The sequence below is a fragment of the Microbacterium sp. genome (assembly GCF_051953575.1).
GTDB lineage: Bacteria > Actinomycetota > Actinomycetes > Actinomycetales > Microbacteriaceae > Microbacterium.
Genome location: NZ_JBQCIP010000179.1, coordinates 1 through 12175 on the forward strand (window position 1 = coordinate 1; position 12175 = coordinate 12175).

Genomic DNA, 12175 nt, shown 5'->3' on the forward strand with positions numbered 1-12175 from the left:
CATCGCCCTCGCCCGTCACCGCGGGTTCGTGTTCCAAGCGGGTGAGATCTACGGCGGGTCCCGTTCGGCGTGGGACTACGGCCCCCTCGGCACCGAGCTCAAAGAGAACATCCGCCGCCAGTGGTGGCAGACGTTCGTGCGGGGCCGGGGCGACATGGTCGGCCTCGACTCGTCGATCATCCTGCCCAAGCGCGTGTGGGAGGCCTCCGGTCACGTCGCGACGTTCACCGACCCGCTCGTCGAGTGCCTGCACTGCCACAAGCGGTTCCGCGCCGACAACCTCATCGAGGACTTCGAGGCCCGTAAGGGCCGCAAGGCCGAGAACGGCCTCGCCGACGTGCCGTGCCCGAACTGCGGCACCAAGGGCCAGTACACCGAGCCCAAGGCGTTCTCGGGTCTCGTGAAGACCTACCTCGGCGTCGTCGACGACGAGTCGGGACTGTACTTCCTGCGCCCCGAGACCGCGCAGGGCATCTTCGTGAACTTCTCGAACGTGCTCACCGCGAGCCGCAAGAAGCCGCCGTTCGGCATCGGCCAGGTCGGCAAGGCGTTCCGCAACGAGATCACGCCCGGCAACTTCATCTTCCGCACCCGCGAGTTCGAGCAGATGGAGATCGAGAACTTCGTGCCGCCGGCCGACGCGCAGGAGTGGTTCGACCACTGGGTTGAGGAGTGCTGGAACTGGTTCGTCGACCTCGGCATCGACCCCGCCAACATGCGCCGCTTCGATGTGCCGGAGGACGACCGCGCCCACTACTCGGACGGCACGATCGACGTCGAGTACCGCTTCGGGTTCCCGGGCAAGGAGTGGGGCGAGCTCATGGGCGTCGCCAACCGCACCGATTACGACCTGAGCAGCCACACCGAGGCGTCGGGCCAGAGCCTGACCTACTTCGACCAGGCGTCGGGTGAGAAGTACACGCCGTACGTCATCGAGCCGTCGTTCGGCCTGACGCGCAGCATGATGGCGTTCCTCGTCGACGCGTACCACGAGGAGGAGGCGCCGAACGCGAAGGGCGGCACCGACACCCGCACTGTGCTCAAGCTCGACCCGCGCCTCGCGCCCGTCAAGGCGGCCGTGCTGCCGCTCAGCCGCAACGAGCAGCTGTCGCCGATCGCCCGCGAGGTCGCCGAGAGCCTCCGCGGCGACTGGAACATCGACTTCGACGACGCGGGCGCCATCGGCCGCCGCTACCGTCGGCAGGACGAGATCGGCACGCCGTTCTGCATCACGGTCGACTTCGACTCGCTCGACGACCGCGCCGTGACCGTCCGCGATCGCGACACGATGGGCCAGGAGCGCGTGCCGCTGGAGGGCCTGCACGCCTACCTCGCGGAGCGCCTGCGCGGCGCCTGACGCCTCACGCTCGACGCGGAGAACAGCGGATGCCGCCACCCGGCCGGGTGGCGGCATCCGTCGTTCCGGCTGAAGGTCAGCGCACAGCGTCGGCCGCGGCCGAGGCGGCCTTCGCGCCCGCACCCGCGGCCGTGTTCAGCGCCGTCGCGGCGTCGGCCCCGACGGACTTGATGGCGTAGGCCTGCAGGATCGTGTTGAGGTCGAGCCCCGTGAGCCCCTTCACGACCTCGGTGCCCTCGCTGAGGACCTTGCCGACGGTCTTGGTGACCTCGGACGCGCCGTCGGTCGAGACGACCGTGAGCTTGTCGATCGAGGCGATCGGCTCGGCGGCCGCGCGCACGATGTCGGGCAGACGCGAGATGATCTCCTGCGCCAGTGCGGCCTCGCCGTACTTCTGCAGCGCGAGCGCCTTGGCGTCCGTCGCCGCGGCCTCGGCCAGACCCTCGGCCTGGATCGCGGAGGCGCGGGCGTCACCCTCGGCCTTGATACCGGCGGCCAGAGCGACCTGCTTGTCGCGCTCGGCCTCACCGGCGACGCGCACGGCCGTGGCCGATGCCTCGGCGTCCTGCACGGCGGCGACCTTGTTGGCCTCGGCGATCTTGGTGCGCTTGAACGCGTCCGCCTCGGTCGCGGCGTTCGCCGCGTCGCGCAGCGCGGTCGCACGCTGCACCTCGGCGTACGCCTGCGCCTCGGCGGGCTTGCGGATCTCGATGTCGAGGCGCTCCTGCGTCACGAGCGCCTGCTCGGTGAGCGCCTCGCGCTCCTGCACGGCGACGAGCTTGTCCTGCTCGGCGGTCGCGAGCTGTCCGGCCGCCTGCGCCTCGGCGTTGGCGCGGTCCGTCTCGGCCTTGATGCCCGCCTGCTTGAGGGCGAGGGCCTTCTGTCGCTCGGCGATCTGCTCGGCGGCCTCGATGCGGGCGAACTCGCTGGCGCGGGATGCCTCTGCCTCGCTGATCTCGGCGACCTGACGAGCGCGCGCGGCCTCGGCGCGACCGAGGTTGGCGAGGTAGTCGCTGCCGGGCGTGGAGATGTCGCTGATGTTCAGCAGGTCGACCTGCAGGCCCTGCTCGACGAGGTCGGTCTTGGTCTCGGCCACCACGCGGTCCGACAGGCTCTTGCGGTCGGAGATGATCTGCTCGATCGTCATGTCGCCGACGATGGAGCGCAGCGACCCTTCGAGCGACTCCTTGATGATGTCGGTGAGCGCCTCCTGCTGCGAGAGGAAGCGCTGCGCGGCACGGCGCACGCCGTCCTCGGTGCCCGAGACCTTGAAGTTGATCGACGCCTTGATCGCGATCTTGATGCGGTTCTTGTCGACGCCCTCGACGGTGATGCCGATCTGGCGCTGCTCGAGCGAGATCGAGAAGCCCTGCTGGAGGATCGGCCACACGAACGTGCGGCCGCCGATCACGACGCGCTGGCCGCTCCCGGACTCGCCGGGGGCGGGCTTGCCGGCGCCGCGGCCGACGATGACCAGCGCCTCGTTCGGGGGAACGCGGCGGATGCGGCGGGCGATGAAGGTGATGAGGCCGAGCACCGCGACGATGAGGGCGACGATCGCGATGACCTGGATGAGGGTCGAGTCGAGCATGGGTTCCTTCTGGTGACGGGGGAGGGACGGGATGCCGCTACTCGGCGACGACCTTGACGCGGGTGCCGGAGTGCTCGATCACGCGGATGCGGACGCCCTCGGCGATCGGCGCGTCCGAGTACGCGAGGCGGCGCTCGACCTCGGACGGCCCGTCGAGGCTGACCTCGCCGCCGGAGGGCGAGATGTCCGACCGCGAGACGCCCGACAGCCCGAGGGCCGACGCCGGCACTCCGTCGGAGCTCTTGGTGAGCCGCTTCACGACCAGCACCGCGATGAGATAGGCGACGACGGCCAGCACCGCGGCGAGCACATAGGCCCACACGGTGTCGAGGCCTGCGGTGTAGGTGATGACGCCGGACGCGCCGAACACGACCGCGGCGATGCCGAGCGCGGTGCCGGAGATGGCGCCGTCGCCGATGTCGAAATGATCGAAGATGTCGCCGATCAGGAGCGAGATCAGCAGCACGGCGAGGCCGACGCCTCCGACGATGAGGAAAGGCAGCATGGTGTCTCCGTGTCGGGGGGACGAGGGGCGGGTCCCCCCCACCCTAGTGGTGCCGACGCCGCGGCGCCGGGACCTGTGGAAAACCTGTCGTCCCAGATCAGGGGCCGGAAACGCCGGATGCCGCGACCCGATGGGTCGCGGCATCCGTCGTCCTTCTCAGGAAGCGGGCGCGGCCGGCTGGAATTGGGGAACGACCCCCGACCGCGCCCGCGGCCTCAGTCCTGCACCTTGCGGCGGCGCAGCAGCAGTGCGACCAGTGCGCCGGCTGCCAGCAGGCCGGCGCCGGTGAGGGCGAACGGCAGCACCGGTCCGGCGCCCGTCAGGGCGAGTCCGCCGCTCGGGCCGCCCGCGGTCGGCGGGGCGGGCGGCGTCGCGCCGCCCGGCGGGGTCACCGGCGGCGTGGTCTCGCCCGGCGGGGTCGGCGTGGGCGTGGGCGTGGGCGTGGGCTCCTCGCGCACGAAGCGGTTGTCGACCGTCAGCGTCGCGGGGGCGTCGGCGGTCACGACGGCGGACGCGGCCGACACCGTGTAGCCGTCCCACGCGAAGGTGTCGTCGGCGAAGTCGCCGGTCGTGGTCGACACCTTCTCACCGGTGACCGCGCAGTCGGCGCCGACGGGCAGGCCCGACACGGTCGCCGGGGTCCCTGTCGTGACGACGGCGGTGCCGCTGGCGACGGTCTCGCCGCCGAGCGTGCACGCGTAGGCGATGTCGAACGAACGCGTCCCGCCGCCGGTGAACCCGGCGACCGGGGTGCCGTCGCGCGGCGTCACGGTCTTGGCGATCACCAGGTCGCCTCGGGGGTCGTACGTGTTGGAGTACGTGCACGTGATGGGTGCGGCTGCGGCATCCGTCGCCGACAGGTCGCCCGCGATCTCGATGCGCTGACCCGACGTGATCGGCAGCGTCGCGCCGGTGCCGTCGACGCACACGAGGCTCGTGAAGGACCAGGGTCCGGCGGTCGCGTCCTCGGTGATCGTCAGGTTCTCGCCCACCACGATGTCACGCGTGATCGAGGCGGCGCCCTCGGCGCCGACGGCGGTCGGGGCGAGCGCGAAGTCGTCGGTCCAGGCCGACCCCGGCGTGCGGGCGTCGGTGGCGAAGCCGAACGACGGGATGGCGTCGGGCGCCGAGTGGGCGGCCGCGGCGGCCTTGACCACGGTCAGGCTGCGCACCTGCTGGATCTCGCCGTAGAGGCATCCGTAGGTCGAGGTGCGCTCGACGGTCTCGAACCGGTTGATCGCCTCGCCCGGATCGGCGAGGGTCGCCGCGCACGTGCCGTCGCCCAGCGGCGAGGCGAAGCCGCTCACGACCAGCGTGTAGCGGTTGCCGTCGGGTCCCACGAACGAGTGCTCGCTGACGGTGCTCACGAACTCGAGCACGTCGTTGTTGGCGGGGTTCTCGGGCGGATCGGCCTGGTTGGGCGTCTCGTGCAGCTGCCACGCGTACGACAGGTCGAGGCCGAGCAGGCGCACGTCCATCTCGCCGCGGAACCACTGGTTCGTCGTGTACACCGGGTTGTTGCGGTGGACCATCCGGCCGAGGTTGAAGGCGACGCCGGTCTGCACCGACGCGATCGACGCGGGCGAGAAGCCCACGGCGCTCTGCGACGACAGATCGAGGCCCGTGCTGCAGTTCGAACCGCCGCGGCCGTGCGCCGAGTACGCGGTCGTGCCGGTCGCGACCCAGCCGGTGGCGCCGTCGGCCCAGGCTGCCGACTGCGTGCCGGCCGCCCCGCCGGGATTGCCGATGGCCCCCGAGGTGACCGCGTCGGCGGCCGAGCCGTACCGCACGCAGTCGCCGGTGTTCGGATTCGCCGCGGTGGAGCCGTTCCACCCGGTGTGCGAGGTCATTCGGGCCTGCACGTCCTCGTCGAGCGGGATCGACACCGCGGCCGCGGCGGCGGGTGGGACATCCATCGCGACCCCCGCGACGACGGATGCCGGGGCCACCAGCAGCACGGTGGCCAGGGCCGCCGTCAGCAGGCGCCGACCTCGGCCCGCGGCCGATGAGGGATGGGTGAAGGCGCGCGGGCGCGCGAAAGCATCGTGCATGGAACTGCCCCCAGCGGCGCCCTCGGGTAGGGCGCCCTCGAATCGGTGCACATCGTGGGTTTCGGGTCCGCCGACATGCGCTTGCACTGTGCAGGACGCACGGTGTCCGGTTTCATGACGCGGACCCGCAGATCCGTTTCCCTGCCCGCCGGAACGCCCTGACAGCGGCGTGACAGTGCGGCGACAGCGGCGGCGACGTCGCGACAGCGGCGCGACAGCGACCCCGGAGCACGCTGGACGACATGACCATCACCAGTTCCGCATCCCGTACCCCCGCGGTCCGCGCCGAGGGGCTCGTCAAGAGCTTCGGCAGCAACCGCGCGGTCGACGGCGTCGATCTGACCGTCGAAGCCGGCACCGTCTACGGCGTGCTCGGGCCCAACGGCGCGGGCAAGACCACCACCATCAGCATGCTCTCGACGCTGCTGCGCCCCGACGCCGGCCGGGCCGAGATCTTCGGCTACGACGTCGCGCGCGACCCGCAGATCGTTCGCCAGCTGATCGGCCTCACCGGGCAGTTCGCGTCGGTCGACGAGACGCTGTCCGCCACCGAGAACCTCGTCATCTTCGCGCGCCTGCTCGGGCTCTCGCGCACCGACGCGAAGCGCAAGGCCGCCGAGCTGCTGGAGGAGTTCTCGCTCACCGAGGCCGCGACGCGGCCGCTCGCGAAGTTCTCCGGCGGCATGCGCCGCCGCCTCGACCTCGCGGCATCCCTCATCGCGCAGCCGCCGCTGATCTTCCTCGACGAGCCGACCACGGGCCTCGACCCCCGCACGCGCGGGCAGATGTGGGCGACGATCCGGCGCCTCGTCGCGACCGGGTCGACGGTGCTGCTGACGACGCAGTACCTCGACGAGGCCGACCAGCTCGCCGACCGCATCGCCGTCATCGACCGCGGCACCGTGGTGGCCGAGGGCACGGCGCTCGAGCTCAAGGCGTCCGTCGGTCAGGCGTCGCTGCTGCTGCGCCTGCGTACCGGGTCCGACATCGCCGAGGCGCAGCGCGAGTTGGCGCGCGTGCTCGGCGTCACCGCGGTCGTCTCGCCCGAGGCCGCCCGGCTCACCGTGCCGATGAGCGACCCCGACCGCGTCGCCGACCTGCTGGTCGCGTTCCGCGACGCGGACCTGCACCTCGAGGAGCTGAGCGTCCAGCAGCCGACGCTCGACGAGGTGTTCCTCACCCTGACCGGCAAGGGCGTGCCGGAAGACGACGAGGCCGCCCACGCGACGGCCGACCAACTGGAAGGAGTCCGCGCATGACCGCGATCGCGACCCCCATCGTGCCGGCGACCGAGCGGCGCCTCTCGAACCGCACGAGCCTGGCCCTGACCGTGCAGAACACGCTCACCATGGCCTGGCGCGGCATCCTCAAGATCCGCCGCACGCCTGAGCAGCTCGTGGACGTGACCGTGCAGCCGATCATCTTCACCCTGATGTTCACGTACATCTTCGGCGGCGCGATCGCCGGGGACGTCGCGAGCTATCTGCCGATCATCATTCCGGGCATCCTGGTGCAGACGGTCATCACGACCTCGGTCGTGACGGGCGTGCAGCTGCGCGAAGACATGGACAAGGGCGTGTTCGACCGGTTCCGGTCACTGCCGATCGCCCGCATCGCGCCGCTGTCGGGCGCTCTGCTGGCCGACACCCTGCGGTACACGATCGCCACGACCATCACGTTCGCGATGGGCTTCCTGATGGGCTTCCGTCCCGCGGGCGGGCTCGGCGGCGTCGTCGCGGCGGGCCTCCTCGTCATCGCGTGCTCGTGGGCGATGAGCTGGATCTTCGCGTTCTTCGGCGTCATCGCGCGCACCGCGTCGAGCGTGCAGGGCATCTCGATGCTCATCCTGTTCCCGCTGACGTTCCTGTCGAACGCCTTCGTGCCGGCCGACACCATGCCGGAGTGGCTGCAGTGGTTCGTCGACGCGAACCCGGTCTCGCACCTGGTGACCGCCGTGCGCTCGCTCGTCAACGATGGCGTGGTGACCGGCGACGTCTTCGTCGCCCTGCTGGGCGCGGCCGTGATCGTCGCGGTGTTCGCGCCGCTCACGGTGCGCGCGTACATGCGCAAGGCGTGAGCGGATGCCGCACCCGCGGCGCTGAGCGAGGGCCGGGGCCGATGGCCCCGGCCCTCCGGCGTGCGCGGGGTGCGGCATCCCTTCCCGGGGCGAAAGGGGCGCGTCTGGCTGTCTCGGCGGGGAGGAACCGCGTGTCGCGCCGCCTGGGCGGGCGGCGGCGGCACCTGACGGGTGGAGCTCAGCCGAGCAGGGCGGTCAGCATGGCGACGTCGTCCTCAGCTGAGGGGCTGTCTCCGGTCGTCGTCGTGGCTGCGGCGGCGAGATCGAGGGTCGTCGTGCCGAGGCGCTCGCGCATCACGCGCAGGAACGGCTCCCGCGCGTCGACCCCGCCGCGGATGCGGGCCGCCGCCGCGAGGGCGCGCGCGGCGTCGGCATCGCGCCCCTCGGCAGCCAGCCAGCCGGCGATCGAGATCGCCACATCCGACACGATGGGGTGATCACCGCTGCCGATCGCCGCAGGCAGCGCCGACCGCAGCGCCTCCGCGGCCTCGTCGTCGCGGCCCAGCAGCACGAGCGCCTGCGCGCGCTTGGAACGGGCCCACGCGATCAGCTGGTCGGGGAACGACGGCATCGCGTCCGAGTCGACGCGGTCGAGGTGGCGCAGCGCCGCCGCGCCGTCGCCGACCGCGATCTCGATGGTCGCGGCGCTCATCTCCGCCTGCGCGATGCCCTGGGGCGACTCCTTGTCTCGCGCGAGCCGGGCGGTCTGGGCGAGGCGCTCGCGCGCCTCGTCGATGCGGCCGAGCCGCAGCAGCAGTCCGATGCTCTGCGCGCGCTGCTGCACGAGATCGGCCGTCGAGGTCAGGCCGGTGAGCGCCTCGGTCGAGGTGTCGGCGACCTCGAGCGCCTCTTCGAGTCGACCCGCCAGCTGCAGCCACTCCGAGCGCATCTGGCTGGCGAACGCGGTGCCCCACACGTCGCCGAGCCGCAGGAAGGCCGCGAGCGACTTCTCGCTCTCGACGCCGAGGGTGACGGTGTCGCCGCTGTTCTGTGCGATCGCCGAGCGCATCATGCCGACGAATGCCCGCGACCATTCCGGGGCGTCGGCGAGGCCTTCGTCGTCGATCACCGTGGTGCGCGGCCACGGCCGGCCGGGCGGGGTCTCGCGGGCGGTCGCCGCGACGCCGCGCAGCAACGGGCCCACGACGGCCGACAGCTCGCTGCGATGCACGGCGGCCGCCGCGATGACGGCGGGGGACTCCCGCTCGAGCAGCTCTACTGCGCCCGACGGGGTGCGGGTGTCCGAGACGAGGTCGCTGTGCTGCGCGTCGGGCATCGCGTCCGGGGCGAGACGGTCGGTCTCGCGGCGGCTGACGTCGAACGCGCGGGCGAGCAGGCCGACGCCGCGCACGACGACCGCCGGCTCGGAGTCGAGCGCGCCCGCGGTGTCGAAGAACCGCGTGATGCCGCTCGCGAGCTCCTCGAAGCGCTCGCGCATGAGCCACGTCCACAGGTTCGCGCGGACGAGCCGCAGCCCGACCTCTTCCAGGCCGGGCTGCTCTGCGCACGTGCGCAGCGCGGCGCTGAGGTTCTCGTCGTCGGCGTCGAACCACGCGAGGCCCTCGCGCACGGCCGGGCCGCGCAGCCGTGCGTCCTCGCGGGCGGCGAGGTCCGCCATGGCGCGCGCCTGGATGCCGCGGAACCCTGCCTCGCGTCCCTCGCTGCGCAGGCGGTCGATGCCGTACTCGCGCACGGTCTCGAGCATGCGCAGACGGCGATCCGAGCGGTGCAGCAGCGACTTGTCGACGAGTGCGTCGAACGAGGCGGCATCCACCCCGAATGCATGGGCGACGACCGCGGCATCGCCCGCCGCGATGCCGTCCGGGAACACGGCTGCCGCGAGCAGGGCGGTGCGCTCGTCGTCGGTGAGCGTCTCCCAGCTCCAGTCGATGAGCGCCCGGAGCGTCTGATGACGTGCCTCGATCGCGCGCGGGCCGGTGGCCAGCAGAGCGAAGCGGTCGTCGAGACCCGCGTCGATCTCGCCGATCGTCAATGTGCGGGCCTTCGCGGCGGCGAGCTCCAGCGCGAGTGGCAGCCCGTCGAGGCGCGCCACGATGTGCGCGACGGCGTCGTCGTCGTCGGGGGCGGGCGGGGTCCCGCGTGCCGCACGCACACGGCGCGAGAACAGCTCGCGGGCGTCGTCGGAAGGGAGCGGGCCGAGGTCGACGAACGCCTCGCCGGCGACCCCGAGCGGCTCGCGGCTGGTCGCGAGGATGCGCGTCCCGGGCGCTCCGCGGAGCAGGTCGAGGGCGACGCCGGCGGCCTCCGCCGCGACGTGCTCGCAGTTGTCGAGCACGATGAGCGAGGTGCGGCCGGTCAGGGCTTCGAGCACGCGGTCGCGCGCGCTGGACGACACCAGTTCGCCGATCCGGATGCTGCGCCCGACGGCACCCGCGACGGCCGCCCACACCTCGCCGGGCGCGGCGGGGGCGAGCTCGACGACGATCGACCCGGGGCGACGGCGTGCCGTCTCGAAGGCGAGCGTGGTCTTGCCGGCGCCGCCCGGCCCGATCAGCGTGACGAGCCGGTCGGCCGCCAGCTGCCCGTCGATGAGCGCGAGCTCGGGCAGACGGCCGATGAGCGGCGTGAGGGCGGCGGGGATCGGCGCGGCGTCGGCCGCCGACGAGTCCGGTGCAGGACGAGGGGCCGTGGAGGAGAGCCGCTCCGCGTGTGCGCGGTCCTCGAGCAGGTCGCGCACGACCCAGTCGAAGCCGTCGCCGGGCGTCCAGGGGTCGCCGGTCCACAGGTCGAGCGCGGCGCGCGCGTCGGCGGCGGCCGCATCCGCGTCGTCGGCGCGGCGGGCACGTTCGACGAGATCGGTGAACCGGGCGAGGTCGACGTCGGCGCGGCCGACCGCGAGGCGGTACCCGCCGGGGACGGCTTCGAGCACCCCGGGTGGCAGCGCGCGCCGCAGCCGCGACGCCAGTGACTGCAGCGACGCACGGGCGTCCTCGGGCGGGTCGTCTGGCCACACGTCCTCGGCGAGCGCGCGGTACGCCACGGTCGTGCCGGCGTCGAGCGCGAGCCGGAACAGCAGCGCCTCCTGCCCGCGCCCGCGCACCTCGAGGGTCCGGTCGCCGTCGGCGATCGAGAGGCCGCCGAAGAACCGCAGTCGCACGCGCTCCACCTTAGGGCGCGTGCCCGCTTCTGCCCCGGTGTCGGGCAGCAGGTCTTGGCTCTGCCCTCAGCACCCGTCCGGATCTCGGAGTTCGCACCGCTTCTCGGAGCGCCACGGGCGAATGCTCCGGAGAACAGCGGGGACTCCGATATTCGGACGGAGTCCGCCGCGGCTCTTCGGACGGGGTCCGCGGCGGCGTGGGGCACCCGCGTGCGAGGGGGATGGAGCACGACGGGAGGGATGCCGGTCAACGGGTCTTCGACCGCTCCTCCGGTTCCGGCGTCAGTCCGGAGCGGCGTCGCGGGCGCGCGTCCCGAACGTGCCCGCTGTCAGGGTCGCGTACGACGAGCGCACGATCTCTTCGAGCACCGTGAGGTCGATGTCGTCGAGGTTCTTGAGGTAGAGGCATCCGATCCCCGACGTATGCGGGCCGAGACGCGACAGGGCGTCGGCGTGGGCCGCCGTCCCGTCGGAGAGATAGACGACGGTCGCCGTCTTGCGGGGTGCGAAGCCTGCCGCGGCGGCGTCGCCCGAGCGCCCGGACGCGTACTCGTAGTGGTATCGCCCGAAGCCGACGATGCCGGGATGCTGCAGTGCGGGCTCTTCGCCGGTGACGCGGTGCATGAGCTCGAGGAGGGTGCGCGCATCGCGCTGCCGCACCGCGGGCGTGACCCCCTCGAGGAACTCCTCGACCTCGGCGTTCACGCGTTCAGCCCTTGGCCGCGGCCTTCATGGCGCGCTTGTGCTCGCGCACCTTGGCCAGCGAGTCGGGTGAGACGATGTCGGCGACGCTGCGGAACGACCCGTCCTCGCCGTAGGGGGCGGATGCCTCGCGCCAGCCTTCGCCCGTGAACCCGTACTGCTTGCCCAGCAGGGCGAGGAAGATCTTGGCCTTCTGCTCGCCGAAGCCCGGGAGCGCCTTGAGCCGCTTCAGCACGGTCGCGCCGTCGGGATCGCCCTGGGTCCAGATCGCGGACGCGTCGTCGTCCCATTCCTGCTCGACCGCGGCGCACAGCGCCTGGACCCGTGCCGCCATCGAACCGGGGAAGCGGTGGACCGCCGGCGTCGCCTTGAACAGCTCGGCGAAGGCATCGGGGTCGAAGCTCGCGATGGCGGCGGCATCCAGGGTCCCGGCGCGTTCCGCGATCTTCAGCGGACCGGCGAACGCGGTCTCCATGGCGACCTGCTGGTCGAGCAGCATGCCGATCAGCAGGGCGAGGGGATCCTCGGTGAGGAGGGTGTCGGCGGCGGTGTCTCCGGTGATGTGAAGGGCCATGCGCCCAGTCTCCCACCGCCGACGCGTCGCGCGTGAGCGGCGGCACCCGGGCCCTCCGAATGCGGGAATGCGCTTGTCGGGTTAGGTTGGCAGGACGAGCGCTGGGGTCCGCCGGCGCAGCCACGCGCGACGACGAGGCAGCTCGCGTCGCCCACCGACCTCGCGGAGGACCGAGCCCGATGCCCGATCGTTCCGCGCCG

At 72.4% G+C, this 12175-nt stretch carries 9 protein-coding genes; 3 read left to right on the forward strand and 6 right to left on the reverse strand.

All coding sequences use genetic code 11. The annotated features are described in order from the left end of the window. Position 1 precedes the first annotated feature (1 nt). Complete coding sequence (locus ACTHNQ_RS11085; protein ID WP_440333423.1) at positions 2-1357, forward strand: glycine--tRNA ligase; 1356 nt, start codon at positions 2-4, stop codon at positions 1355-1357. 76 nt (positions 1358-1433) lie between these two features. Here the strand turns inward: ACTHNQ_RS11085 and ACTHNQ_RS11090 are convergent, their stop codons facing one another. The 3 genes from ACTHNQ_RS11090 to ACTHNQ_RS11100 all read right to left on the reverse strand — a co-directional run bounded on the left by ACTHNQ_RS11090 (position 1434) and on the right by ACTHNQ_RS11100 (position 5504). Then, positions 1434-2948, reverse strand: a complete 1515-nt coding sequence (locus ACTHNQ_RS11090; RefSeq protein WP_440333424.1) for a flotillin family protein — start codon at positions 2946-2948, stop codon at positions 1434-1436. Between the two features lie 37 nt (positions 2949-2985). Continuing rightward, on the reverse strand, positions 2986-3453 hold the full coding sequence (locus ACTHNQ_RS11095; RefSeq protein WP_440333425.1) for an NfeD family protein: 468 nt from the start codon (positions 3451-3453) through the stop codon (positions 2986-2988). 215 nt (positions 3454-3668) lie between these two features. Continuing rightward, positions 3669-5504 carry a choice-of-anchor K domain-containing protein gene (locus tag ACTHNQ_RS11100; protein ID WP_440333426.1) on the reverse strand — a complete coding sequence of 612 codons (1836 nt, stop codon included), beginning with the start codon at positions 5502-5504 and terminating at the stop codon, positions 3669-3671. A gap of 242 nt (positions 5505-5746) precedes the next feature. Here ACTHNQ_RS11100 and ACTHNQ_RS11105 point away from each other — a divergent pair, with 242 nt between their 5' ends. Together ACTHNQ_RS11105 and ACTHNQ_RS11110 are read left to right on the forward strand one after the other, a co-directional pair. Next, the gene (locus ACTHNQ_RS11105; RefSeq protein WP_440333427.1) at positions 5747-6763 is read left to right on the forward strand and encodes an ATP-binding cassette domain-containing protein; all 1017 of its coding nucleotides are present in this window, start codon (positions 5747-5749) and stop codon (positions 6761-6763) included. Then, entirely contained in the window at positions 6760-7581 is an 822-nt protein-coding gene (locus ACTHNQ_RS11110) for an ABC transporter permease (RefSeq protein ID WP_440333428.1), read from the forward strand. Before ACTHNQ_RS11105 ends, ACTHNQ_RS11110 begins: the two co-directional genes overlap by 4 nt. A gap of 178 nt (positions 7582-7759) precedes the next feature. On the opposite strand, the gene ACTHNQ_RS11115 is transcribed toward ACTHNQ_RS11110, so the two are convergent. The 3 genes from ACTHNQ_RS11115 to ACTHNQ_RS11125 form a co-directional block, all read right to left on the reverse strand. Beyond that, a complete protein-coding gene (locus ACTHNQ_RS11115) occupies positions 7760-10699 on the reverse strand; it encodes an ATP-binding protein (RefSeq protein ID WP_440333429.1) in 2940 nt (979 codons plus the stop codon). Positions 10700-10981: 282 nt separating this feature from the next. Next, on the reverse strand, positions 10982-11404 hold the full coding sequence (locus ACTHNQ_RS11120; protein ID WP_018173319.1) for a DUF1801 domain-containing protein: 423 nt from the start codon (positions 11402-11404) through the stop codon (positions 10982-10984). 4 nt (positions 11405-11408) lie between these two features. Next, a complete protein-coding gene (locus tag ACTHNQ_RS11125) occupies positions 11409-11975 on the reverse strand; it encodes an HhH-GPD-type base excision DNA repair protein (protein ID WP_440333430.1) in 567 nt (188 codons plus the stop codon). Between the last annotated feature and the right edge of the window lie 200 nt (positions 11976-12175).

Excerpts from the sequence above, each read along its gene's own strand:
- ACTHNQ_RS11090 (WP_440333424.1), bottom strand. The coding sequence starts at position 2,948 with ATGCTCGACTCGACCCTCATCCAGGTCATCGCGATCGTCGCCCTCATC.
- ACTHNQ_RS11095 (WP_440333425.1), bottom strand. The coding sequence starts at position 3,453 with ATGCTGCCTTTCCTCATCGTCGGAGGCGTCGGCCTCGCCGTGCTGCTG.
- ACTHNQ_RS11100 (WP_440333426.1), bottom strand. The coding sequence starts at position 5,504 with ATGCACGATGCTTTCGCGCGCCCGCGCGCCTTCACCCATCCCTCATCG.
- ACTHNQ_RS11105 (WP_440333427.1), top strand. The coding sequence starts at position 5,747 with ATGACCATCACCAGTTCCGCATCCCGTACCCCCGCGGTCCGCGCCGAG.
- ACTHNQ_RS11110 (WP_440333428.1), top strand. The coding sequence starts at position 6,760 with ATGACCGCGATCGCGACCCCCATCGTGCCGGCGACCGAGCGGCGCCTC.
- ACTHNQ_RS11125 (WP_440333430.1), bottom strand. The coding sequence starts at position 11,975 with ATGGCCCTTCACATCACCGGAGACACCGCCGCCGACACCCTCCTCACC.